Origin of the sequence: Novibacillus thermophilus, assembly GCF_002005165.1 — a bacterium.
Taxonomy (GTDB): domain Bacteria; phylum Bacillota; class Bacilli; order Thermoactinomycetales; family Novibacillaceae; genus Novibacillus; species Novibacillus thermophilus.
Map to the genome: position 1 here is coordinate 2,142,191 of NZ_CP019699.1, position 23,876 is coordinate 2,166,066.

General features: G+C 55.7%; 27 protein-coding genes. 23 read left to right on the forward strand and 4 right to left on the reverse strand.

Going from position 1 to position 23,876, the window contains the following annotated elements:
- Positions 1–62: 62 nt before the first annotated feature.
- From B0W44_RS10520 to B0W44_RS10580, 14 genes are all read left to right on the forward strand, one after another.
- Positions 63–545 (forward strand): PTS sugar transporter subunit IIA, encoded by a 483-nt coding sequence (locus tag B0W44_RS10520; protein WP_077719995.1) that lies wholly within the window; start codon positions 63–65, stop codon positions 543–545.
- Positions 542–826 carry a PTS sugar transporter subunit IIB gene (locus B0W44_RS10525; RefSeq protein WP_077719996.1) on the forward strand — a complete coding sequence of 95 codons (285 nt, stop codon included), beginning with the start codon at positions 542–544 and terminating at the stop codon, positions 824–826. The genes B0W44_RS10520 and B0W44_RS10525 overlap by 4 nt, the downstream gene beginning before the upstream one ends.
- A 15-nt stretch (positions 827–841) precedes the next feature.
- Positions 842–2,170: a PTS galactitol transporter subunit IIC gene (locus tag B0W44_RS10530; RefSeq protein ID WP_077719997.1), complete on the forward strand. Its 1,329-nt coding sequence runs from the start codon at positions 842–844 to the stop codon at positions 2,168–2,170.
- Between the two features lie 26 nt (positions 2,171–2,196).
- A complete protein-coding gene (locus B0W44_RS10535; RefSeq protein WP_077719998.1) occupies positions 2,197–2,550 on the forward strand; it encodes a hypothetical protein in 354 nt (117 codons plus the stop codon).
- A 120-nt stretch (positions 2,551–2,670) separates the two neighbouring features.
- On the forward strand, positions 2,671–3,621 hold the full coding sequence (locus tag B0W44_RS10540) for a sugar-binding transcriptional regulator (RefSeq protein ID WP_077719999.1): 951 nt from the start codon (positions 2,671–2,673) through the stop codon (positions 3,619–3,621).
- A 3-nt stretch (positions 3,622–3,624) separates the two neighbouring features.
- On the forward strand, positions 3,625–4,056 hold the full coding sequence (locus tag B0W44_RS10545) for a transcriptional regulator GutM (RefSeq protein WP_077720000.1): 432 nt from the start codon (positions 3,625–3,627) through the stop codon (positions 4,054–4,056).
- 4 nt (positions 4,057–4,060) lie between these two features.
- Positions 4,061–4,195 carry a hypothetical protein gene (locus B0W44_RS18915; protein WP_257788046.1) on the forward strand — a complete coding sequence of 45 codons (135 nt, stop codon included), beginning with the start codon at positions 4,061–4,063 and terminating at the stop codon, positions 4,193–4,195.
- A gap of 81 nt (positions 4,196–4,276) precedes the next feature.
- The gene (srlA, locus tag B0W44_RS10550) at positions 4,277–4,840 is read left to right on the forward strand and encodes a PTS glucitol/sorbitol transporter subunit IIC (protein ID WP_077720001.1); all 564 of its coding nucleotides are present in this window, start codon (positions 4,277–4,279) and stop codon (positions 4,838–4,840) included.
- Between the two features lie 15 nt (positions 4,841–4,855).
- Entirely contained in the window at positions 4,856–5,875 is a 1,020-nt protein-coding gene (srlE, locus tag B0W44_RS10555) for a PTS glucitol/sorbitol transporter subunit IIB (protein WP_077720002.1), read from the forward strand.
- 24 nt (positions 5,876–5,899) lie between these two features.
- Entirely contained in the window at positions 5,900–6,283 is a 384-nt protein-coding gene (locus B0W44_RS10560; protein WP_077720003.1) for a PTS glucitol/sorbitol transporter subunit IIA, read from the forward strand.
- Positions 6,284–6,311: 28 nt separating this feature from the next.
- Positions 6,312–7,616, forward strand: coding sequence for an NAD(P)H-dependent oxidoreductase (locus tag B0W44_RS10565; RefSeq protein ID WP_241389334.1), 1,305 nt, complete (start codon positions 6,312–6,314; stop codon positions 7,614–7,616).
- On the forward strand, positions 7,613–8,584 hold the full coding sequence (pdhA, locus tag B0W44_RS10570; protein ID WP_077720005.1) for a pyruvate dehydrogenase (acetyl-transferring) E1 component subunit alpha: 972 nt from the start codon (positions 7,613–7,615) through the stop codon (positions 8,582–8,584). Before B0W44_RS10565 ends, pdhA begins: the two co-directional genes overlap by 4 nt.
- A 16-nt stretch (positions 8,585–8,600) precedes the next feature.
- Positions 8,601–9,578, forward strand: coding sequence for an alpha-ketoacid dehydrogenase subunit beta (locus B0W44_RS10575; RefSeq protein WP_077720006.1), 978 nt, complete (start codon positions 8,601–8,603; stop codon positions 9,576–9,578).
- A 13-nt stretch (positions 9,579–9,591) separates the two neighbouring features.
- A complete protein-coding gene (locus tag B0W44_RS10580; protein WP_077720007.1) occupies positions 9,592–10,911 on the forward strand; it encodes a dihydrolipoamide acetyltransferase family protein in 1,320 nt (439 codons plus the stop codon).
- A 150-nt stretch (positions 10,912–11,061) separates the two neighbouring features.
- On the opposite strand, the gene moaA is transcribed toward B0W44_RS10580, so the two are convergent.
- Both moaA and B0W44_RS10590 read right to left on the reverse strand, forming a co-directional pair.
- The gene (gene moaA / locus B0W44_RS10585; protein ID WP_077720008.1) at positions 11,062–12,084 is read right to left on the reverse strand and encodes a GTP 3',8-cyclase MoaA; all 1,023 of its coding nucleotides are present in this window, start codon (positions 12,082–12,084) and stop codon (positions 11,062–11,064) included.
- A 36-nt stretch (positions 12,085–12,120) separates the two neighbouring features.
- A complete protein-coding gene (locus B0W44_RS10590) occupies positions 12,121–13,194 on the reverse strand; it encodes a sigma-54 interaction domain-containing protein (RefSeq protein WP_077720009.1) in 1,074 nt (357 codons plus the stop codon).
- 188 nt (positions 13,195–13,382) lie between these two features.
- Here B0W44_RS10590 and B0W44_RS10595 point away from each other — a divergent pair, with 188 nt between their 5' ends.
- The 9 genes from B0W44_RS10595 (at position 13,383) to B0W44_RS10635 (ending at position 21,873) form a co-directional block, all read left to right on the forward strand.
- On the forward strand, positions 13,383–13,862 hold the full coding sequence (locus tag B0W44_RS10595; RefSeq protein ID WP_169835531.1) for an SRPBCC family protein: 480 nt from the start codon (positions 13,383–13,385) through the stop codon (positions 13,860–13,862).
- Between the two features lie 20 nt (positions 13,863–13,882).
- Positions 13,883–14,413, forward strand: a complete 531-nt coding sequence (locus tag B0W44_RS10600; RefSeq protein ID WP_149026985.1) for a (2Fe-2S)-binding protein — start codon at positions 13,883–13,885, stop codon at positions 14,411–14,413.
- A gap of 2 nt (positions 14,414–14,415) precedes the next feature.
- Complete coding sequence (locus B0W44_RS10605; RefSeq protein WP_077720011.1) at positions 14,416–16,764, forward strand: xanthine dehydrogenase family protein molybdopterin-binding subunit; 2,349 nt, start codon at positions 14,416–14,418, stop codon at positions 16,762–16,764.
- The gene (locus tag B0W44_RS10610) at positions 16,761–17,618 is read left to right on the forward strand and encodes an FAD binding domain-containing protein (RefSeq protein WP_077720012.1); all 858 of its coding nucleotides are present in this window, start codon (positions 16,761–16,763) and stop codon (positions 17,616–17,618) included. Before B0W44_RS10605 ends, B0W44_RS10610 begins: the two co-directional genes overlap by 4 nt.
- Positions 17,619–18,046: 428 nt before the next feature.
- Positions 18,047–18,895 (forward strand): AAA family ATPase, encoded by an 849-nt coding sequence (locus tag B0W44_RS10615; protein WP_077720013.1) that lies wholly within the window; start codon positions 18,047–18,049, stop codon positions 18,893–18,895.
- A complete protein-coding gene (locus tag B0W44_RS10620; RefSeq protein WP_077720014.1) occupies positions 18,895–20,100 on the forward strand; it encodes a vWA domain-containing protein in 1,206 nt (401 codons plus the stop codon). The genes B0W44_RS10615 and B0W44_RS10620 overlap by 1 nt, the downstream gene beginning before the upstream one ends.
- Complete coding sequence (locus B0W44_RS10625) at positions 20,097–20,432, forward strand: XdhC family protein (RefSeq protein ID WP_077720015.1); 336 nt, start codon at positions 20,097–20,099, stop codon at positions 20,430–20,432. Before B0W44_RS10620 ends, B0W44_RS10625 begins: the two co-directional genes overlap by 4 nt.
- Positions 20,429–21,241: an XdhC family protein gene (locus B0W44_RS10630; RefSeq protein ID WP_077720016.1), complete on the forward strand. Its 813-nt coding sequence runs from the start codon at positions 20,429–20,431 to the stop codon at positions 21,239–21,241. The genes B0W44_RS10625 and B0W44_RS10630 overlap by 4 nt, the downstream gene beginning before the upstream one ends.
- The gene (locus B0W44_RS10635) at positions 21,238–21,873 is read left to right on the forward strand and encodes a nucleotidyltransferase family protein (protein ID WP_169835532.1); all 636 of its coding nucleotides are present in this window, start codon (positions 21,238–21,240) and stop codon (positions 21,871–21,873) included. The genes B0W44_RS10630 and B0W44_RS10635 overlap by 4 nt, the downstream gene beginning before the upstream one ends.
- Here the strand turns inward: B0W44_RS10635 and B0W44_RS10640 are convergent.
- Together B0W44_RS10640 and B0W44_RS10645 are read right to left on the reverse strand one after the other, a co-directional pair.
- Positions 21,865–23,082: an ABC transporter permease gene (locus B0W44_RS10640; protein WP_077720018.1), complete on the reverse strand. Its 1,218-nt coding sequence runs from the start codon at positions 23,080–23,082 to the stop codon at positions 21,865–21,867. The genes B0W44_RS10635 and B0W44_RS10640 overlap by 9 nt on opposite strands.
- Entirely contained in the window at positions 23,079–23,825 is a 747-nt protein-coding gene (locus tag B0W44_RS10645) for an ABC transporter ATP-binding protein (protein ID WP_077720019.1), read from the reverse strand. The genes B0W44_RS10640 and B0W44_RS10645 overlap by 4 nt, the downstream gene beginning before the upstream one ends.
- Between the last annotated feature and the right edge of the window lie 51 nt (positions 23,826–23,876).

The following is a 23,876-nucleotide window of genomic DNA, read 5'->3' on the forward strand; positions in this document are numbered from 1 at the left end:
GCTTTACATATTTTACAATAGTAATACTCTATTACAAATGAAAAGAGAGAGGAGGGGGCGGGCTGTCCGACTACGGTTTATTCAGGCCAGAAAACGTAAAACTAAACGTTAAATGCTGTGCGGCAGAGGATGTCATTCGGCAGCTGGGATGGGCGTTGACAGAGAACGGCGACGTTGTTGACGGTTATGCCGCCGCGTGCGAGGAGCGGGAGCAGCTCTATCCGACGGGCTTACAACTTGAGACGACGGGTGTTGCGTTGCCGCACGCCGACTCTCACTACGTCAAGCGTTCCGCCATAGCAGTCGCCACTTTGTTAGAGCCGGTCACATTTCGCAAGATGGGCGATCCGGCGCAAGACGTATCGGTACGAGCCGTATTTATGTTGGCTCCGCAAAAAGGAGAAGAGCAGCTTTTGTTTCTGGAAGGGTTAGTCGCTTTTTTCCAACAGGGCGATCTGTTGCAAAAACTGTTCTCCCGTTCATCCGCTCACCAGGCTGCCCAATTTTTGCAGAAATACGTTTTTGGAAGGAGATCGACACAGTGAAAAAGAAAATTTTGGTAGTGTGTGGGACAGGTATCGCCACATCGACCGTGGCGACACAAAAGTTAAAGCAGTTTTTGGAAAACAAAGGTATTGAAGCCCAGGTTGAGCAAGCAAAAGTGATGGAAATCGGGTCCAAGGCTGAGCAATTCGACCTCATCGTTGCCACGACACAAGTTTCCTCAGACGTCAAGACACCGGTTGTGAATGCAGTTCCGCTTCTCACCGGCGTCGGATTGGACGAGTTTTACGAAAAGGTCGAAAAGGCGTTAACTGAAAAATAAACGGGAGGGATCGTGATGGGAGTCGTCCAGTATGTCGTCGATTTAGGCCCAACGGTGGTGTTGCCTATCCTCATTTGTCTGTTCGGCCTTTTACTGCGTCAAAAGTTGGGTTCGGCGATCCGCTCGGGCATAACGGTCGGGATTGGTTTTATCGGCATTAATTTGGTCATCGATTTACTCGTCGGCAATTTAGGCCCTGCAGCACAAGCGATGGTGAACAATTTAGGTGTTAATTTAAGCGTCATCGATGTCGGTTGGCCGGCCACTTCTGCGATCGCTTTCGGGTCGACGGTCGGCGCACTGGCGATTCCGATCGGTTTGGCTGTCAACGTTGGCATGTTGGTATTGGGATTGACAAAAACGTTGGACATCGATTTGTGGAATTTTTGGCACATTGCCTTTACGGGGGCATTAGTGGCGATATTGACGGACAGCTTCTGGATGGGGATACTCACTGCCGTCGTCCACATGATGATTCTACTCATTCTCGCTGATTTAACGGCAAAGCACGTGCAAGATTTTTACGGTTATCCGAACATTTCGTTTCCGCACGGGACGTCGGCACCATACTATCTTATCGCCTTGCCGATGAACAAACTGTTTGATGCGATTCCTGTCGTCAGGGATTGGAAAGCGAACCCCGAATCGATTCAAAAGCGGTTTGGTGTTTTGGGAGAATCGACAATTATCGGCTTGGCACTCGGACTCGTCATCGGGGTGTTGGCCGGCTACGACGTGCAGCAAATTTTGCAGTTGGGCATCAGCACTGCTGCTGTGATGTTGCTGTTGCCGCGCATGGTTTCCGTTTTGATGGAAGGGTTGATGCCAGTGTCTGAAGCGGCAGGAGAATTCATTAAAAAGCGGTTTCCCGGCCGGGAATTTTATATCGGGTTGGATTCAGCCATCGCAGTCGGGCATCCGTCTACGATTGCCAGTTCTCTTTTACTCGTCCCCATCGTACTCGCGTTGGCCGTCATGTTGCCCGGCAACCGGGTCCTGCCTTTTGGTGACTTGGCGACCATTCCGTTTATCGTCTGTCTCATGGTGCCCATCTTTCGCGGCAACGTTTTCCGGACCGTTGTCACCGGTGCTGTGGCCATCGGAATCGGCTTGTACATTGCCACGTGGATTTCGCCCATGTTTACGACGGCGGCAGCCAACGCCAAGTTTGAGTTTCCAGAGAATGCGACGACCATTTCTTCCCTCGTCGACGGTGCGAATCCAATGACTTGGATATTGTTGATGGTGTCCAAACTCGGCGCACTGGGCATGATCGTTTTTGGTATACTGATTATAGCGTGGGCGTACTATATGAAAGTGCGGCGTGCGCAACCAGTGAAGTGATTTCACGCGATAAGGGAGTGACACAAGTGGAAATTCAAGAGATGGAAGCAGAGTTGTACTGCATCCACTGTCAGCAGGACACGATTTTCAACTTGACTTATTTTGACAACACGCTGTGGCGAGTAGAATGTGAAACTTGTGGTCACCATATGGAAATACAGGAAGACATTGTAAAAAAGTATTTCAGTCACTGGGTCGAGCGCATCCTGACAAAACCGAAGCGAATGACGAAAGAAATCGAAGCAGATTTGGCTAAATTTTTTTACACGATGCCTGTCCGCATCATGAGTAAGCCTATTCGCGTCAGAAGAGAGTGGAAATCGGTTAAACGGTACAAAAAGCACAAACAGCATGCAAATGCAAATGACGACGTACAATGAACCTTCATCGGACCGGTCCTCTGGGCCGGTTTTTAATTTGTTGTTGACACGAAAACGGTTACGCCCTATAATTGTTTTACAAATGTAATTAATAATAACATATGTAAAGGTCGCGATGGCATGATCAAGTGGCAAGATCCGCGTCTGCTCTTCAAAGTGGCAAAACTGTATTACGAAGAAGAGAAAACGCAGTCAGAAATCGCTGACATCATGCGCGTCTCCCGCCCGATTATTTCCAAAATGCTGCAAAGGGCGAAAGCAGAAGGGATTGTGGACATTAAGATTCACGCGCCAGATGAAACCCTCTTTCAGTTGGAGGATGAGCTCAGTCGGAGGTTCGGACTGGAAGAAGTGGTTCTGGCAGAAGGTGAAGAACACGATACAGATGAAGTGGTGAAGGTCAGAGTCGCAAAGTGCGCCGCTGATTACGTCCTGCAGAAGTTACAGCGGGGAGAAAAAATAAGTGTGTCGTGGGGAACGACACTGTATCAATGGGTCGAGGAGATGTCCCCAACGAAGCTGGAAGGTGTGGAAGTGATCCCGATCGTCGGAGGGATCGGTCAGTTCCGCTTCGAAGTACACGCCAACTTTATTGCACAGCGGTTAGCGGCTAAACTGGGGGCGTCGAGTTATCAGCTGTACGCTCCTGCCATTGTTGAACGGCCTGAAATTCGCGGGACGCTGCTGAGCGACAAAAGTATTGCCGGCGTCCTCGACCTCGGAGAACACGCCGACTGGGCTGTTGTGGGAGTTGGCGACCCGTACAAGTCCACGATGCAACGTGCCGGTTATTTGGGAGAAAAGGAATTGGAGGAATTGCGGAATGCGGGAGCGGTCGGGGACTGTTGTTCACAGTTTGTCACCCGAGACGGAGAGCTGTGTGACACTGAACTCAATCGCAGGGTAATGGCCGTCCCCTTGACGAAACTCAAAAAGGGGCCGCGCGTGATTGGCATTTGCGGTGGACAGAGTAAAGCGCCTTCCTTGCGCGCCGTATTAAACGGCGGGTACTTGGATATTCTCATTTCGGATCGCATGACAGCAGAACAATTGCTGGAAGGAGAGACGTAAGCTGTGTGGACGGTCTTTATTTTGGCATTTGCTGGAGTGTGGACCCTTCAGATTGTGATGGCTCACGTGCAAGCGCGGCACTACCGTGCGACGTTACACGAGATGCGGAACACGACACATGCAGGCTACTTAGGGGTCGGCGTCCACAAACCGCGTTGGGGGGTCGGGTCCGTTGTCATCCTGGTGACGAATCAGGAGCGGGTGGTATTAAAGGCAGCCCACATGACGGGGGTGACGGTCTTTGCGAGGTTTAAACCGATGACTGCACTCGTCGGAAAGCCGCTGGAAACGCTCCAGAAAAAAGGCGATAAACCGTTAGACAAGGCGACGATCATGGCGGTTGAACGCATCGAAGAACAGGTGAATCGAAAGGAGGGGGATGAAGATGGTACCGAAGGGCGTGCCACGCTTAACGCCGGGGAGCAAGCTGTATAAGTGTTTGGAATATGACAGAGTCATTTGTGAAGGAAAAGACGAGACGTTTCTCATCGAAATTAAACGCCTGACAGATGAGCACGATCGGCACAGAACGGATGAGGACCGTTCCATTTCACTGGGGCCGCGGGCCGGGTGAAGAATTCAAAGGATGAATTCTCGCCCGGCTTTTTTCTGACTTCCCGCTCACACACACATTTTAACGAGGGAGGAACGACACATGGATTTCTTTGTCCAGTTAGCCGAAGGGTTTATCGGCATGTTTCAAGCAGGAGGAGAGCAGTTTGTCGGGTTGTTCACGGGTATTTTACCGACTTTAATCTGTTTGATTACTGCAGTGAATGCTTTCGTCAAGTTTGTAGGGGAGGAGCGGGTCTACAGAGTTGCGCGCTTTTGTACGAAGAACATCATTCTCCGTTATACGGTTTTTCCCATTTTGGCTGTGTTTTTCTTGACCAATCCGATGGCTTACACGTTCGGAAAGTTTTTGCCCGAAAGACAAAAGCCGGCATTTTACGACTCGGCCGTCTCTTTCGTTCATCCGATAACAGGGCTGTTCCCCCACGCCAATGCAGCCGAACTGTTCGTCTACTTGGGGATTGCAGAAGGAATTCAACAGCTGGGACTGTCCCTCGGCCCATTGGCGCTCCGTTACTTCTTAGTCGGCATTTTGATCATCCTGTTGCGCGGCATTGTGACGGAATGGATTACAGCTTACATGATTAGACGGGAAAAGTTAAAAAAGGCGAATGCCAGCCAAGCCGAGTCACAGGCTTCGGTTTAAGGGAGGTTTGAGCACATGTACCGTAAAGTGAAGGTTGAAAAAGGGGCTAGCGGTTGGGGCAAACATTTGATCGTAGAACCAAACGAGCAGAAGAAATACATTGTCTCTGTGACCGGAGGGGGCATTCATCCAGTTGCTGAGCGCATTGCAGAACTGACGGGCGCTGAGGCACGGGACGGGTTTAAACAGTCTGTCCCGTCGCACGAAATGGCGTGCGTCGTCATCGACTGCGGCGGCACCGCCCGTTGCGGGGTGTATCCGAAAATGGGCGTGTTGACAGTGGATGTTACACCAGCTTCGCCTTCTGGACCGCTGATGAAATACATCAACGAGGACAATTTCGTATCCGGGGTCAAGGTGGAAAACATTTCAGTAGTGGAAGGCGAGAGAGAAGGAGCGGATGTTAGCGAGGAGCCGATGAACATCCCGCCTTTGGAGAGCCGGTCGGCGCAAGCGTTAAAAGAAGAGGCAAAACAAAAAGCGGCCGCATTGACTGGGAAGACCTCGAAAGGAAATATCGTCGAACGAATCGGGCGGGCGATGGGTTCAGTCGTCGGAGTATTTTATCAAGCCGGACGGGAAACGGTTGAGCAAGTGATCAAAAATATTATTCCCTTTATGGCTTTTGTCAGTATGCTTATCGGGATCATTACATTTACAGGGATTGGGGACTGGATTGCCCACGTCATTCAACCGTTGGCCGGCAATTTAATTGGGATGCTCATCATCTCTGTCATTGCCTCGTTGCCGCTCTTGTCACCCTTGCTCGGACCTGGAGCGGTCATTGCCCAGGTGGTGGGGGTCCTCGTCGGGGTGGAAATCGGCCGCGGCAACATTCCGCCCCACCTGGCGTTGCCGGCGCTGTTCGCCATCAACCCGCAAGTTGGATGTGACTTTGTCCCCGTCGGGTTGACCCTCGGGGAAGCGAAGCCAGAGACGATCGAAATCGGTGTGCCGGCAGTTCTCATTTCCCGGCAAATCACCGGTCCTCTCGCTGTCGTCATTGCGTACTTCTTAAGTTTTGGGCTGTACTAAATTTCGTAGGGAAGGAGCCATAGCGTGATCGATCAAGTAGTCCAACCGCTGTACACGGTAAAAGTGACTGAAGTGGGAAAAGAAGTGCCTCTCTTTGCCGAAGAGGAGATGATGGTCTTGTTCAACGAAGACGCTCCGCCTGAACTGCGCGACATATGTGTCCTGCATTCTTCCGGCGAGTTGTCAGTCCCCTTGCAATTGGGAGATGTTGTCCTTTTTGACCAAGAACAATACCGGATTACGGCCATCGGCGACGAAGCCAACCGGACGTTGGCGGAGCTCGGGCACGTTACGTTTAAATTCGATGGATGTGACCGTCCGTCGCTTCCAGGGACGATTCATCTGGAGCGAAAAGCGGTGCCGAATGTGGCCGTCGGGACGGTCGTGCAAATAAAAAGATACCTTTAATTGCGAGAGGAGAGATACCGTGCTGGGAATGAACAAATGGTTGGCTAAGCGGGAGAAGGACGGGAAACCGGTCCAGGTGGGCCTCGTCGGTGCGGGACAGATGGGGCGCGGCATGGTGGCGCAGATTCAACAGATGAAGGGGATGGAAGTCGTCGCGGTGTGTGACATTGTGCCGGAAAACGCTGCAGCCGCGTACTTGAATGCCGGCATTCCCGCTGACCGAATTGAACGGTGCAACCGGCTGAGCCAAGCGACAACGGCAGTAGAAAAAGGACGCTGGGTCGCAACCGAGTACGCAGACATCGTGTTCAATCTTCCAATGGTCGACGTGGTGATCGATGCGACGGGCGTGCCGGAAATCGGGGCGAAGGTCGCTTACCACGCCATTCTAAACGGCAAGCACATCGTCATGTTGAATGTGGAGGCGGACGTCACTGTCGGGCCCATTTTGAATAAGTTGGCGCAAAGTTCCGGAGTTGTGTACTCCGGTGCCGCTGGGGACGAGCCGGCCGCGATCATGGAACTGCACGATTTTGCAGCCGCCATCGGCTTTGAGATCATAGCCCTCGGAAAAGGCAAAAACAACCCGATGCGCCTTGACGCCAACCCTGACACAGTGAAGGAAGAGGCGAAAGCGAAAGGCGCGAACCCGAAAATGTTAGCGTCCTTTCAGGACGGAACGAAGACAATGGTGGAAATGAACTGTGTCGCCAATGCAACGGGATTCGTACCGGATCGGGCCGGGATGCACGGCCCGTCCGCCACACTGGAAGAATTGAGCCGGGTGTTTACCTTAAAGGAAGACGGCGGCATTTTGTCCCGAAGAGGGGTCGTCGATTATGTAAAGGGCGTGGCGCCAGGTGTTTTTGCCGTCGTCACATCGGAGCAGGAAGAAGTGCGGCGGGAAATGCAGTACTTAAAGATGGGGGACGGTCCCCACTTCACCTTGTACCGCCCGTTCCATTTGACTAGTCTGGAAACGCCCCTTTCCGCCGCCCGGGCCGTCATGCTCGGTGAGCCGACTATTGCTCCGCTCGGTGCGCCCGTAGCCGAAACTGTTGCGGTCGCCAAGAGAGATTTGGCGTCAGGGCAGTATTTAGACGGGATTGGCGGGTACACGTTTTACGGGCAACTGCAAACTTTAGAGGACGCCAAAAAGGCCAACGCCCTCCCCGTCGGACTCATCGACAGCCGCACAAAGCTGAAACGGGATGTCCGCCAAGGTGACGTGTTGACTTACGACGATGTGCTGTTAAATGACGGCTCGTTCATTGTGCACTTGCGCCGCTTGCAGGATCAAGTATTCGACGTTAAAGGAGATGATGTGTTGTGAAGGCACAATCGGCACTGCCTGACGAACGTCTGCCGGAACTGTTAGAACAGATGTGGCTCATCCGCTATTTTGACGAAAAAATTGACGAAATGTTTGCGAAAGGACTCATCCACGGGACGACCCACTTGTATGTCGGACAGGAGGCAGTGGCGGTGGGAGCCTGTGCGGACTTGACCGACGACGATTACATTACGAGTACCCACCGGGGCCACGGCCACTGCATCGCCAAAGGAGCCGACGTGAACAAAATGATGGCGGAAATTCTCGGCAAGGAGACGGGCTACTGCAAAGGGAAGGGAGGCTCGATGCACATTGCCGACGTCTCGACTGGAAACCTCGGGGCGAACGGGATTGTCGGCGGGGGCATTCCGATTGCGACAGGGGCGGCGTTAACCCTTCACATGCAGAAGCGGGACAATGTCGTCCTCTGCTTTTTCGGTGACGGTGCTGCAAACGAGGGCAGTTTTCACGAATCGCTCAATTTGGCTGCCATTTGGAAGTTGCCGGTCGTCTTCATCTGTGAGAACAACCAGTACGGCATGTCAGGCTCTGTGAAAGACATGTTTGCCATCGCAGACATTGCAGAGCGGGGGGCCGCGTACGGCATTCCCGGGACAGTGGTAGACGGCAACGACTTGTTCGACGTGTACGCCAGTGTGAAAGAAGCCATCGCGCGCGCCAAGGCGGGGGAGGGGCCGACGTTGATCGAGTGCAAGACGTACCGCTGGAAAGGCCACTCGAAAAGCGATGCGAAAAAATATCGGACCCGGGAAGAAGAAAAAGAGTGGCGGGCGAAAGACCCGATCCGCCGCTTAGAAACGCATTTAAAAGAGTCTGGTCAGATGGAAGAAGGGGATCTCAGGCGCATTGAAAGTGCGGCGCAGCAAAAAATTGAGGACGCCGTAAAGTTTGCCGAGGAAAGTGAACGGCCGAATCCGGAAGAAATCGAGCAAGATGTTTACGCGTAAAGGAGAGAAAAAAACGATGCGAACCATCACTTATCGCGAAGCAGTGCGCGAAGCGATCCGAGAGGAAATGAACCGGGACCCGAACGTCTACATGATGGGTGAAGACATCGGGGTATACGGCGGAGCTTTCGGGGTCTCCCGCGGCTTGTTGGAGGAGTTCGGCCCGGAACGCATTCGCGACACCCCGATTTCGGAAGCGGCAATCGTAGGGGCTGCTGCTGGATCGGCTGTCACCGGGATGCGCCCGATAGCCGAACTGCAGTTTTCCGACTTTATCACCATCGGCATGGACCAGCTCGTCAACCAAGCGGCAAAAATGCGCTACATGTTTGGCGGAAAAGCAAAAGTTCCGATGGTGGTCCGTACACCGTCCGGCGGCGGGACCGGTGCCGCTGCACAACACTCCCAAAGCTTGGAGGCCTGGGTGGCACACGTTCCCGGACTGAAGGTGGTGCAACCGTCCACCGCTTACGATGTCAAAGGTCTGCTTAAAGCGGCGGTTCGCGATGACAACCCCGTCGTCTTTTATGAACACAAACTGCTGTACAATACGAAAGGCCGCGTGCCGGAAGAAGATTACGTCATCCCGCTGGGCAAGGCAGACGTCAAGCGCGAAGGACGCGATGTGACCGTTGTCGCGACAGCGATGATGGTGCACAAAGCGTTAAAAGCAGCTGAAACTTTGGAAAAAGAAGGGATTTCAGTGGAAGTTGTCGACCCGCGCACCCTCGTTCCGCTGGACAAGGAGACGATCGTGCAATCGGTGATCAAAACCGGCCGGTGCGTCGTCGTCCACGAAGCGGTAAAACGCGGGGGGTACGGCGGAGAAATTGTCAGCACCATCGTCGAGAGCGAAGCGTTCGACTATTTGGATGCGCCGATTCAACGCGTGGCCGGCCGGGAAGTCCCGATGCCTTTCAGCACGCACTTAGAGCAGTACGTGATCCCCAGTGAAGATAACATCGTAGCCGCGATACGAGACGTGATGGTGTGAGGGGGCTAAAGAAATGGCAGAAGAGCTGTTAATGCCGAAACTCGGTATGACGATGGAAGAAGGCATTTTGACGGAGTGGTTCAAGCAGGAAGGTGACGAAGTCGAGCAAGGAGATCCGATATTTGAGGTCATGACCGATAAAATTAACATTGAGGTGGAAGCGCCAAAGGCCGGGGTGCTGTTAAAAAAGCTGGCCGACGAAGGAGAGACGGTGCCGGTGAACCAGGTTGTCGGTTACATCGGCAAAGCGGGAGAAAACGTTCCCGATTCGGTACCGTCCCCGCCTTCAGCTCATAGCAGACCGCGTGCAACGGAAGAACATGAGGCCGTTGAGCCGCAAACGACGGCACCTGACCAAACGGGGCAAACGGAGGGGGACGGAAAAGAACTAACCAAAAAGAACGGCCTTGTCCGGGCGACGCCGTCGGCGAGGCGGCTGGCGCGTATCCACCACATCGACTTGCAGACCATCCTCGGAACGGGACCGCGCGGCCGTATTCAAGCCCGCGACGTCGAGGAAGCGGCACAGCGAAAACGACAAGGGATCGTAGGGGACACGGCTCCCGGGGATTCCGAAACGCCTGTCGTCCGCGGCGACAAAGTGCCGTTGCCGGAAACCTCTGACGACCGGGGGGGTTCCGCGCATTACGAAGAAGTGCCGTTAAAAGGGGTTCGCAAAGTGATCGCGGACCGGATGGTACAGAGCGTTCGTCAAGCCCCGCACGTGACGTTGCACCGTTGGGTGGCGATGGACGCAGCCCTTCAATTCAAACAGGAGTGGGAGGAGGCGGTTCGGGATGAGTCGGGATACAAATGGTCGGTCAACGACCTCCTCGTCCTGGCCGCTGCCCGGGCGTTAAGGCGTCACCCGGAGATGAACGCTTGCGTAGAAGACGACGCGGTCCGCCGGTACCGCGATGTGAACATCGGCGTTGCGGTCCAGACCGACGACGGTCTGATGGTCCCCGTACTGCGCCGTGCGGACCAGTTGAGGATCGGCGAACTCGTCAGACAGTTCCGGGAAATAGTGACAAAAGCCCGCCGCCGATCGTTGACGGGGGAAGAGATGTCAGGGGGGACGTTTACAATTAGCAACCTCGGCGGCTACGGCATCGAGATGTTTACCCCGATTATTAACCAGCCGCAGGTTGCCATTCTCGGTGTGGGGAAAATCGTGACGCAGCCGGAATGGAAGGATCGTCAATGGGTGCCGGTGCAACAAATGCCCCTTAGCCTTTCGTTCGACCACCGCGTCGTGGACGGGGCTCCTGCGGCCCAGTTTTTGCAGACTGTGGCCCACTATTTAGAAGAACCGGGCAAACTGTTCATCTGACAGGGACGCTTTTAACAAGGCGCTGGTCATCAGCGAGTGGCGCTTTTCCGTGGCACTCGCTGATGCAGCGCCTCGTTCTTTTAATTGAAATGAATTTTAAGTTCTGGTACGGAGCAGAAGGTTGTTTTGAAGCGAATCCCCTTCTCACACCTACCCTCCGATGTAGGACATCTCGATCTTTTTCTTGTGCTGGTGAGGTTGCGGTGCGGCTGACCGCTCCGCCGAATAGCGGTCGGTGCGGGTTTGCCAGGTGCGGCGGATAATGGCCAACAGTTCTTCATCCGTTGCCCCGCTGCGGAGGGGGTCGCGCAAATTCGTGCCTTCTGAGGCGAACAGGCACGTGTAGAGGTGCCCGTCGGCCGACAGTCTCGCCCGCGTACACGAGGAGCAAAACGTGTCGGATATGGACGAAATGATGCCAATTTCATCCCCCGTCTCCTTGTTGCGGTAGCGGGAAGCGACCTCTCCGTAGTAATTCGCTTCTACGGGTTCTAGAGGGAATGCTGCTTGCAAGCGCGCCAGTATTTCTTTTTTTGTCACGACGTCGTCCCACCTCCAACCGTTGGTGTTGCCGACGTCCATGTATTCAATAAAGCGGACAATGTGACCCGTTCCCTGGAAGAACCTGGCCATGCTGACGATTTCGCCGTCATTCGTCCCCCGTTTGACGAGCATGTTGATTTTGACTGTTAAACCGGCTGCTCGGGCGGCCTCGATGCCGTTCAGAACCGTCTCCACTTTCACTCCTCTTCCGTTCATCCGTCCGAACGTTTCGTCGTCGAGGGAGTCCAGGCTGACGGTTACCCGCTGTAGACCGGCCGCTTTCAGGCGTTGGGCTTCCCGCGGCAGCAGACTGCCGTTCGTCGTCATCGCGATGTCCTCTATCCCGTCGATCGTCTTCAGTTGAGCAATGAGGCGGTACAGTTCTCGCCGCATGAGGGGCTCGCCGCCCGTGATGCGCAGTTTCCGCACGCCGAGAGAGGCAAACAGTCGGGCGATCCGTGTAATTTCTTCATAGCGGAGCAGTTCGTCCCGGGCTAAAAACGGGTAATCGGGCCCGAATATTTCCTGTGGCATGCAGTAGGTACAGCGGAAATTGCAGCGGTCGGTGACGGAGATGCGCAGATCTTGGAGCGGGCGGTTGAATGTGTCCGTTACGGTCGCACGGCTCATGGACTTGCCCTCCTTTACCTTTATAAACCAACTGTATCACGTGTGGGAAGTGGATGCACGCCTTCCTTTCACATGGTCCAGAACTTCTTTCAGCCGGGGGTAACGGTTGAGTTTGCGGTACAGCGTCGTTCTTCCGATACCGGCGTTTTTCGCCGTTTGGGACAAGTTTCCGCCGGTTTTGACAATTTGCCGTTCGAGAAAGGATTCCTCGTCGTAAGACAGCGTCGGTTGTTTCGTGTGTTGTGCTGAGAAGCGAAGGTCTTGGGTGCGGATTGTTGTCGATTGGCGCCCGAAGAGGGCCTGGTAAGCCGCTTGACGCAGCGTGTGACGGAGTTCACGGATGTTGCCCGGCCATTCGTACTCTTTCATGCGGGCTTTCGCTTTTTCTTCCAGTGTCAGCGATTCGACGCCCAGTTCGTGGGCGATCGTCTGCAAAAAGTGTGCAGACAGGGGGAACAGGTCTTCCCGTTCCCGGAGGGGCGGGAGGGTTAGTTCGATCTCGCACAGGCGGTAGTACAGGTCCGCACGGAAGCGGCGCTCGTTCACGTCGCGGACGAGATTGCGGTTGGTGGCGGCAATGATGCGCACGTCGACGGATGTCGGCCTGTTGGAGCCGACGGGCGTGATCCGTTTGTCTTCCAGCGCGCGCAAAAGGGCGACTTGTGAGGCGTAGGGCATTTCGCCGATTTCGTCCAGGAAGAGCGTTCCTCTGTCAGCCACGATGAATTTGCCGCGGTGCCCCCTCGGGCTGGCTCCAGTGAACGCGCCTTTTTCGTAACCGAACAGTTCAGCGGCGACCAACGATTCGGGAATCGCCCCGCAGTTGACTGGAACGAATGGTCCGTTCCGGCCGCTTGCCCGGTGAATGGCCCGGGCGACAACTTCCTTGCCGGTTCCGGTCTCTCCCTGAATGAGGACGGATGCGTCCGTCCGGGCGATACGGCGGGAGAGGCGCAAGACGTTTTGCGCTTTCGGGCATTCCCAGACGGTTTGCTCGTGCTGCTCCAAAGAGCGCAGCGTTCTTGTTGAATTCGTTTTCATAAAGGGTGAAAGCTTGTCTCCTCGACGTGAAAGGGATGTATCGTCGGCGAACTGTTCATTCTTTTCCATACTGTCAATCCCTTCGCAATCGTGAATCTTATAAATCTATTCTATGTTCCATTCTTGTTCCGGTCAAGTGTTCCAGTGGAACACCAAATTGGAACAGATAACAGGTTGAGGGAGCGCCCAATACCGTAAGAGGTGCTATCAGACAAGGGGAAAAATCGGCATAGTTTTTGCATAGATATGTTTGGAAGATGGACATTGACATACAGCGGGAGGTGGTGAAGACATTGCACATTCATTACCAACACGAATTTCCACTGCAGAGAGAACAGGTGTGGGACCATTTGCAGAATGAGGACGTGCTCAGGAAATCGCTGCCTGGGTGCCGCAAATTTGAACGGGTCAGTGAAGATACGTACGATGCTGAACTCGGGCTCAACATCGGTCCCGTGAAGGGGACGTTTACCGGCCAGGTCCGCCTGTCCGACCAAACCCGCCCCGAATCTTATCGTCTCGTACTCAAAGGAAAGGGAAAACCGGGGGAATTGAACGCTGACGCTCGCATCACGTTAGAAGAGAACAGTGGAGAAACGGTGGTGTCGTGTGCGGCTGACGTCCAAGTGACAGGCGTGTTGGCGTCAGTCGGTCAGCGCGTGATGGGAAGTGTGGCCAAGCTCATCTTGGGACAATTTTTCAAGGCAGTGGCGTCTCAAATACGACAGTCTGCTTAAATGATCGGGAGGTGTCGAGATTGGAAAAACCGACGGTTCAGATCAGTGTGACGGTGAACGGAGTGAGGATGCAAGCACAGGTCGAGCCGCGTACACTGCTCGTACACGCGTTGCGGGATCACTTTGATCTCACGGGCACTCACATCGGCTGTGACACGAGTCAGTGCGGGGCGTGCACAGTTTTGTTGAACGGAGAGGCCGTCAAGTCGTGTACTGTCCTGGCCGTACAGGCAGACGGCTGTGAGGTGACGACCGTTGAAGGGCTCGGAGACGTGGACGACTTGCATCCGGTACAAGAGGGATTTTGGGAAAAACACGGGCTGCAGTGCGGCTTTTGTACACCCGGCGTCATGATGACCGCCGTCGATTTGCTGAAACACAATCCTCGTCCCAGTGAAGCAGAGATTCGCCAAGGGCTGGAAGGGGTCATTTGCCGCTGCACCGGGTACGAAAACATTGTACGGGCGATTCAGTATGCTGCGGACAAGATGGCCGATGGCGAAAGGGAGAAACAACCCGTTACCGCTGGTGATGTAAAGGAGGGAGACTGAAAATGGCGAACATCTTCGGCACTCCGTTGAAACGGAGGGAGGACCCCCGTCTCGTTACAGGAAACGGCAGCTTCACTGACGACATTCGGTTCAGCAACGCGTTGTACGCTGTGATGCTTCGCAGTCCCCACGCCCACGCGCACATTAAATCCATTGACGCGTCCAAAGCGAAACAAGCCGACGGCGTTGTCGCCGTCTACACGGGACGAGATGTGCAAGGGAAAATGGAACCGATCCCGACGGCGTGGCTCCCGCCGGACTCGAACATACAGACACCGGCCCACCCTGCCCTCGCAGTGGACAAAGTGCGCTATGTCGGGGATGCCGTGGCGATGGTGATCGCGGAAGACCGCTATGCGGCGAGAGACGCACTCGATCTGATCGAAGTGGAGTACGAACCGCTGCCGGTCGTCGTCGATCAGGAGAAGGCGATGGCCGACACAGCTCCCCTATTGCACGAGGACGTGCCGAACAACCTGGCGTACCACTGGCGTGCGGGCGAAGTGGCAGATGACGTGTTCGAGAAGGCGGAAGTCGTCGTGCGACAACGTTTCCGCCAGCAGCGGCTCATTCCGAATCCGATGGAAATGCGTGCCGCCGCTGCGCGTTACAATCCGGCGAGCGGCGAGATGACGATCTGGTGCACCTCGCAAAACCCGCACATCCACCGCTTTATTTTGTCCGGGGTGCTCGGGATACCGGAATCGAAGCTGCAGATTGTCGCCACGGACGTCGGGGGCGGATTTGGCAGTAAGATCGCCGTCTATCCGGACGAAGCGCTCGTCGGCTTTGCTGCACGCGAACTGCGCCGTCCCGTGAAGTGGACGGAAGATCGCAGTGAACACTTCACTGTCACGTCCCACGGCAGAGATGTCATTTTAGACGTGGAACTGGCCGGGAAGCGCGACGGCACGTTGGAAGCGCTCAAAATAAAGAACATCGCCAACATGGGCGCGTACTTGTCCACGGCGGCACCCGGCGTGGAGACCATTTTGTTCGGGTTGATCACTCCGGGACCGTACAAAATCCGGCAGGCACAGGTCGACACGTACGGTGTGTTTACGAACACGACGCCGACGGACGCTTACCGCGGGGCGGGGCGCCCGGAAGCGACGTATCTCATTGAGCGCATGGTGGACCTTTTTGCCGAGGAGATCGGGATGGACCCGGTGGAGATCAGGCGCCGCAATTTAATCGAAAAAGACGAATTCCCGTATGACAACGCCCTCGGGTTACAGTACGACAGCGGGGATTACAAAGGCGCATTGGACAAAGTGCTCAACATGCTCGATTACGACAAGTTCCGGGAAGAACAAGAGCGGGCACGGCAGCAGGGCAAGTACCTCGGCGTCGGCTTTTCCACGTACGTCGAAATTTGCGGCCTTGGACCGTCAAAGGTGGCAGGGGCCGTCGGGTTCCAGGGGGGACTGTGGGAAAGTGCGACCGTCCGCGTCCACCCGACAGGGAAAGTGTCCGTCTTCACGGGGACTTCTCCCCACGGCCAGGGCGAGGAAACGACGTTTGCCCAAATCGTGGCTGACAAGTTCGGCATCCAGGCGGAAGATATCGAGGTGATTCACGGGGACACGAACCGCATCTCCATGGGCTGGGGGACGTACGGCTCCAGGACGACGCCCGTCGGGGGGACCGCCATTGCCATCGCCGCAGACCGGGTGCTGGAAAAGGCGAAAAAGATTGCCGCCCACGCCTTGGAAGTGGCGGAAGAGGATCTCGACTTTCGCGATGGGGCCTTCCAGGTAAAAGGCGTACCGGACAAAGCGATGTCGTTTGCCGATGTCTCGTTGCAGGCGTCTGTGGCGTGGAACTTGCCGGAGGGCATGGAGCCGTCGCTGGAAGCCCAGGCGTTTTACGACCCTGACAACTTCGTGTACCCTTTCGGCGCCCACGCGTGCGTCGTGGAGATTGACAGTGAGACGGGCGAAATCGAGATCAAGCGCTATTTGGCTGTGGACGACCCCGGGCCGGTCATCAACCCGATGGTCGCCGAAGGGCAAGTGCACGGGGGCATTGTCCAGGGAATCGGACAGGCTCTGTGGGAAGGAGCCGTATACGATGGGCAAGGTCAGCTCTTGTCCGGGACGTTCATGGACTATGCGATGCCGAAAGCGCGCTTTTTCCCGAAATTTGAAACGGCCTTCACCGAAACGCCTTCTCCCGTCAATCCCCTTGGTGTCAAAGGAATCGGTGAGACCGGCACGATCGCGGCGACACCGGCGGTCGTCAACGCTGTCATCGACGCGCTGAAGCCGTTCGGCGTCAAAGAGCTGGAGATGCCCCTCACACCGGAGAAAATATGGAACGTCCTCAAAAGAGGGAGGGTTGCACAGTGATTGCCAGCGCTTTTGAGTACACGCGGGCCCGTTCGGTAGACGAGGCGATACGACTGCTTGCCGAAAGCGGCGGAGAAGCCAAAGTGCTCGCCGGAGGGCACAGTTTGTTGCCTTTGATGAAAATGCGCCTGACGACAGTCGACAAGTTGATTGATATCGGCCGTATCCCGGAATTGAAAGGGATGCGGCAGAAGGGAGATCGCCTTGAAATCGGCGCCTTGACGACCCACGCTGAAGTGGCCAAAGATCCACTCGTACAGCGGACTTTGCCCGCGCTAGCTGAAGCGGCGGCACAGATCGGCGACATCCAAGTCCGCAACCGCGGCACCGTCGGCGGCAACATTGCCCACGCCGATCCGGCTTCCGACCTCCCTGCCCTCGCCGTCGCCTTTGACGCAAAGATCAACGCGAGAGGAGAGGACGGAGACGAACGTTTCTCAGCAGACGAGTTTTTCATCGGCCCGTTAATAACGGCCATTCCTGAAAACAGCATTTTAACGTCTGTCTCGTTCGCCATCCCTCCGACAGGTGCTAAAAGCACGTACTTAAAATATCCGCACCCGGCGACGGGATATGCTGTTGTCGGCGTTGCCGCCGCCGTCAGCCAGTCAGACGACGGAACCGTCGACTATGCCAGAATCGGGGTAGCCGGTGTCGGTGACGTCGCCTTTCGTGCCGAACAGGTGGAGCAGGCACTCATCGGAAACGTGCCGACGGAAGCGCTCATTCAAACGGCCGCCGCAAAAGCGGCGGAAGGCGTGGAACTGGGCAGTGACTTGTTCGCCTCGGAAGAGTACCGCCGCCACCTGTGTGTTGTCTATACAGAGCGGGCGCTTAAAAAGCTTTTGTTGTGAGCGTTAGGAAATAGCTGGCCCCGTCTGATTCGGGGCACATCTGAGGCAACCTGCATGCAGGACTTTCTTTGTAGAGCGGCTGCCTTGTGAGATTTGCCTCGCCCCGTGTCATATCGTGTTCTGGTGCCGGAGCGCTTAGATCCCATGCCGTCAGCGGCACCAGCAACTCTATCAACGAACAGGATAACTGGTCTTTTGGACAGCTTCTCCGTACCGCTTAGTACCAGCGATGAAACGCTTTTTCCCACTATGAATCACGACATGTGCCGGCGTCAGACGCTTGGCACATGTACTTTCAAGACAGGATCTGAACAATGTGACACGGGACGGTCGCGGAAAGAGGTTGTCCAAAAAAATCACAACTGTTGGGATGTGGACATAGCGGTGACTGAGTGGACATGAGCGTCCATGCCGTAAGGAGCTGAGCGATGCAATCCATACAAGAAGCTTTTCGGAAACAAGGGTATATTGCGGATCGTGCGACAGCCATCACCTTGCATCTCGTCATGGAACTGGAAAAGCCGCTCCTCGTCGAAGGACCGGCCGGGGTCGGAAAAACCGAACTGGCGAAAGTGCTCGCAACCGTATTGCGCACCAAGCTGATTCGCCTGCAGTGTTACGAAGGGTTGGACGCTAACACGGCGCTGTACGAATGGAACTACGCGAAACAAATGCTGCACATACGTTTGAGCGAACAGTCGGCTATACAGGCGCCAGACATTTTCAGTGAGGCGTTTTTATTGCGGCGTCCCCTCCTCGACGCCCTGCTGGAAGATGAACGGCCGCCCGTCTTACTCATTGATGAGATCGACCGGGCCGACGAGGCCTTTGAGGCGTTTTTGCTGGAAATACTGGGTGAGTTCCAAGTGACGATTCCTGAATTTGGCACCGTTCGGGCAAAACATAAACCTTACGTCATCTTGACGTCCAACCGCACCCGTGATTTGAGCGACGCGTTGCGCCGCCGCTGTCTGTATGAGTGGATCGACTATCCCGATGTACAAAAAGAGAAAGACATCCTCAGCGCGAAAGTGCCGGGGATCGACGAACGTTTGGCGGAGCGCGTCGTCCGCGCCGTGAACAAGCTGCGCAAGTTGCCGCTAAACAAACCGCCGGGGGTCGCGGAAAGCCTCGACTGGGCACGGGCGCTCATGGCCCTTGATCCGGGCGAAGAGAGGGAGGACGGCATTGTAAGGACGCTCGGCTGTGTCGCCAAAGATCGCGACGACTGGAAACTGATCGAAGAAAAACGGGACATTTTGCAGGAGATCACGTGATGCAGAGAGAGGAAACCGCCTGCAAGGTGTCAGAATGTCTCATCCGTTTTGTTCACGACTTGCGGCGAAAAGGTTTTTCCGTCACTCCGGCGGAAACTGCGGAAGTCTTCCGCGCCCTGGATGTCCTCGATTTGTCCGACGAAACGGAAGTGCGTGTCGGTTTGCGGGCGGTGCTCTGTTCGACGCGGGAAGAGTACGATGCCTTCGATGCGCTGTTTGCCGCGTTCTTCCGGGAAGGGAGAGGGAGGCCGAATGGCGGTCAATCGCGTGCCCGTCGGCAAGGGAAAGACCGGGAAGAGAATCTCCTTGATCGGGAAGGGGAAAATGGATCAACGAAAGACGGGGCAAAAGTGGAAGGAAGCGAAAGACACGCTGCTGCTTCGATACGTCCGCAAAACTCGACCGGGTCGGAAAAACGCTCCTTTTTACAGGCGTTGCGACAGAGTCAAGCCGAGGGAGCCGAAAGGACGACGGTCCGCGTTCCGGATGAACAGTTCACGCATGTGTGGCAAGCCGCCCGTCACGTCGTCAAACAGATGCGTCTCATGACCGGAAGGCGCCTCACCCCGAGGCCGAAGGGACACCGGATTGACTTGCGCAGAACGATGCGGCGCAGTCTCAGTACCGGAGGGCTCCCCGTCGATCCTGCCAGGTCCGGTTACAAGAAGCAAACGGTGCGCTTCGTGCTCGTGTGTGACGGCAGCCGATCGATGGCGCCGTACGCGGGAGTGTTTCTGCAGTTTTCGTTTGCTTTGTCCCGCTTGATCCCGCATACGGAACTGTACGTCTTCTCGACAGAGGTGCGACGGGTCACACCGGCACTGAAGGCCGTCCGCCTGCCGCAAATGCCGTCCCTCGCGGAACTCGGCGCAGAATGGGGCGGCGGGACGCGAATCGGCGACGCCCTTGCCCGGGTGATGCGCGATGTCGGTTTCCGGCTCTCGCCAGTGGACACAGTCGCTGTCGTATTCAGTGACGGTCTGGACAGCGGAGACCCGGACAGGCTCAGGCGGGCGATGCGTGCCCTTAAACGGCGGGTCCATTGTGTCGTTTGGCTGAATCCGCTGGCGGCTGTCCCCGGATACGAGCCGAAAGCGCGGGGGATGCAAGCGGCGCTACCTTATATTGATGTCTTTGCTGCGGCAGACGATGCGACGTCTTTCAATCAACTTGCTCAACGTTTGAGGAAGGGGGATTCCGGTTGAAGGAAAACAGGGAGATCGTTGAAGCGTTGGAACGAGCGCGACAAAACGGAAAGCGGACAGCCCTTGCCACTGTCGTATCTGTCACGGGGTCAGCGTACCGCAGAGAAGGGGCCAAAATGCTCATCGACGAGGACGGTCGGACGACGGGAGTCATTTCCGGCGGTTGTCTGGAACCGGATGTGGCGGAAACGGCCGTACAGGTCATAAAGGAACAAGTGCCACAGTTCAAACAGTACGACATGGACGAAGAAACGGTGTGGGGGTTAGGGTTAGGGTGCCCCGGCACAGTGCACTTGTACATCGAACCTCTTCCAGAGGGGGATGAAGTGTGAGTCGAGCGGCGCTTAACGCTTGGATCGACTGTGTGAAGCTCGACCGCCCGGGGTTGTTGGCGACAGTGTTGCAAGCAGAGGACAAGGACGTGGAGGCGGGAAGCCGGCTATTTGTCTCTGAAGGCGGGGACAGGTGCGGGAGCCTCGGGAGCCGGGAGCTAGACGACGCAGTTGTGGAAAAAGCCAGAGAGAAGTGGTTGCAGATTGACCCGAAATCGGAGGCGCATCCGTTTGCCTTGCACGGGAAAAACGTCACCGTCTTCCTCGATGTGCACGTCCCCTCTCCGGAAGTGATGATTTTTGGTGCAGGACACGATGCCATTCCAGTGGCGTCGTTTGCCCGGCAAAGCGGCTTTCGCGTGACGGTGGTCGACCAGCGGGAGGCTTTCGCCACAGCGGAGTGGTTCCCCGGGGCTCACATTGTGTTGACGCGTCCGGAACACTTGGAAGACAGGGTTCGACCGGACCGCCGGACGTTCGTCGTGATCATGAACCACCACCTGGACAGAGATCGGGCGTGCCTCCGCTTTGCCCTCGAGTCTGATGCCCCTTACGTCGGACTGCTCGGGCCGCGAAAGCGGTGCAAGCGCCTACTTCAATCGTTGCGGGAGGAAGGGGTGGCGTTCACGGAAAAGGAACTCTCCCGGCTGTACAATCCCGTCGGGCTCGATATCGGCGCAGAAGGTTCTGACGAAATCGCCGTCAGCATCGTGTCGGAAATGATCGCCGTAAAACACGGGAAGAGCGGACGCCATTTGCGCGCCCAACGCGATTCGGCTCCACTTTATCAGTCTGCAGAGAAAAGGTGAAAACTGGTGTGAACAGTGTAGCTGCGTTGATTTTGGCGGCGGGGGCGTCTGTTCGGATGGGACGGACAAAGCCGCTCCTCGACCTCGGCGGACGCCCGCTCCTGGAACGCGTCATGCAGAAGGTAGGGCGGTTTTCTTTCCGTGAAGTCGTGGCCGTGATCGGGTGTGATGCAGAGTCGATCCGCCGCCATATTGCCTTTTCAGACAAAAGGTTCCGCTGGGTGGTGAATCAAAGTTACAAACAGGGGCAGAGCCTCTCTTTGCAAAGGGGAATGGAAGCTGTAAAGAGTCACCACGTGATGGTGTTCTTAGGTGATCAGCCGTTCATTATGGAAGAGACGATTCACACTGTTTACGACGAAGGTGTGAGGCAGGGAGAGGCGCGACAGCGCCCGTTTGTCGTCCGTCCCCACTTCCGGTCAGTGCCGGGACACCCCGTTTTTTTCGGGCATGTACAGCAGATGGACTTTACCGGCCTGGGCGGTGACCAGGGTGCCAAACGGCTGATTGACGACATGGACGACGTGTACGCTCTTCCGGTAGACGATTGTATGATTTTATTCGACATCGACACCCCGCGCGACTACGAAAGGGCGAACCGCATGTGGCGAAGTGAAAACCGTCTACCGTGATGGATGCAGCCGCGAGGGCAGGTACACGTAACTGAACACGTAACTGAACACCCACCCAACAGCGAGGAGGGCGGCTGTGAACTTCAAGGACGCTGTACTCAGGAGACCGGCGAACGCCAGCAGCACACTCTGTACGGCGAGCAGCGCAAACACGAGGCGAGTTAAGCCGTTCATTCGGCTCTGGACGTCGAGGGGATACACCTTGAACCAGATGGAATGGGCGTGCTTCTTCGCCACTCCGGGAAGCTGCACCCCTGTGAGGACGAGGCCGATTACGTACGCGGCGAGAACGGCGTACACATTGGGGACGAACGCCATGACGACCGCTGTGACGATCGTCAGTCGGACGTAGAGACTCCAGTAATCTCCGCTGCGAGCAAATGTCCGCGCGTACACGTAAAGGTAGGTGTTCTTTTGTCCGAAAGGGATCCGGCTTAACAGAGGCGCGAGCCACGGACGAACTTTCACTTGTTGTTGCAAGTGGGGCACATCGACAAAAAAGCCCGTTAAAGCGTACAAAGTGTTGCGCCTTTTCCGCTCTAAATCGACGAGGCGGTACCACGGGAAGCGCCCTCCCTGGGTGAGACGGCTGTAGTGCACAGTGGCCAAGAGCAGCATGAATGCGGCCATTAACGTGTACAGCGGGTGGGGGCCGCCGTAAAAGAGCGTCCCGGTCAACAGCACATTGACGGCAAAGCGAAAGGCGATGTGCTTGCCGCGTCCGTGGGTAAGCCTCAACTCTTGCCAGTAGGCGTAGACATTCCACAGTTGAAAGATGGCGACGAAGGCGAGGGAAACCGCGAAGCTCGCTTCATCTCCGATTCGAACGCGGTAAAGGGGCAGCAGTAATCCCATGGCGACGGCGGTGAACACAACCTGCACGACGGCACTGTAGATCAGGCTGGCGCGGAAGTAAGCTCCCATGTGATGTTCCAGCGGCAACAGGAAAACGACGTCCGGTTGTCTGATGAATGTGCGGACGGACGTCTTGGTCAGCACAGCGGAGATGAAAGCGGCAATCAGGACGTAGGCGGGGAACGATTCAGGCAGCCAGCTCAAAAAGGCGGCATAGGCGTCATAAAGTAAAATCCCGGACAGTACGAGGAGAACCGGCATGCCGCCGTTTCCGGCGATGAGCAGAAAGTAGCGCAACCCTTTGGCCCAGGAGGCGGCCAACCGGCTATAGAAGAGGTCCCGTGCGTCCGTCATGCCGGATGTTCCTTTGCCATCTCAATGAAGAGATCTTCCAAACTGCCGTCGGGAATTCCGGCTTGATCGCGCATTTGCGCCAGTGTCCCTTTCAGCCGCACCCGCCCTTCATGCAGCAGCACAAAGTGGTCACTGTACCTTTCCGCCGTGCCTAAAATGTGTGTCGACATGAGGATGCCGGTTCCTTGTTGTTTCAGTTGCTCGAAAAGGGTGAGCAGCGAACGGGTGGCCAAAGGATCGAGTCCGACGAAGGGTTCGTCTACGATTAAGAGGGCCGGCCTCACGAGCAACGCACACATGATCATGACCTTTTGTTGCATCCCCTTGGAAAATGTGCTCGGAAACCACTTCGCCATCTTCTGCATGTTGAATTCTTCCAGTAACTCCTCTGCCCTCGTTCTAAATGTCTGCTCATCTAATTGGTAAGCCATCGCGGTCAGTTCCAAGTGCTCAAACAACGTCAATTCGGCATACAGTTGCGGTGTTTCCGGGATGTACGCCACCTGGGAGCGGAATCCCGCCTGGTCTTCATCGATCGTCTTCCCGTTGAGTGTGATGAGCCCGGACGTCGGCTGCATTAAACCTAAAATGTGCTTGATCGTCGTACTTTTTCCGGCTCCGTTCATGCCGATTAATCCGACGATTTCACGTTTGTCGACATAAAAAGATACGTCGCGAATAACGGGGCGCCTCACGTCATACCCGCCTGTTAACTCGCTGACTTCCAACAAGTGCGTGTCCACTCTTTTTTGCCTTCTTTCGTTTCTGTTAGGTATCTGTCGGTTCCTATGCTA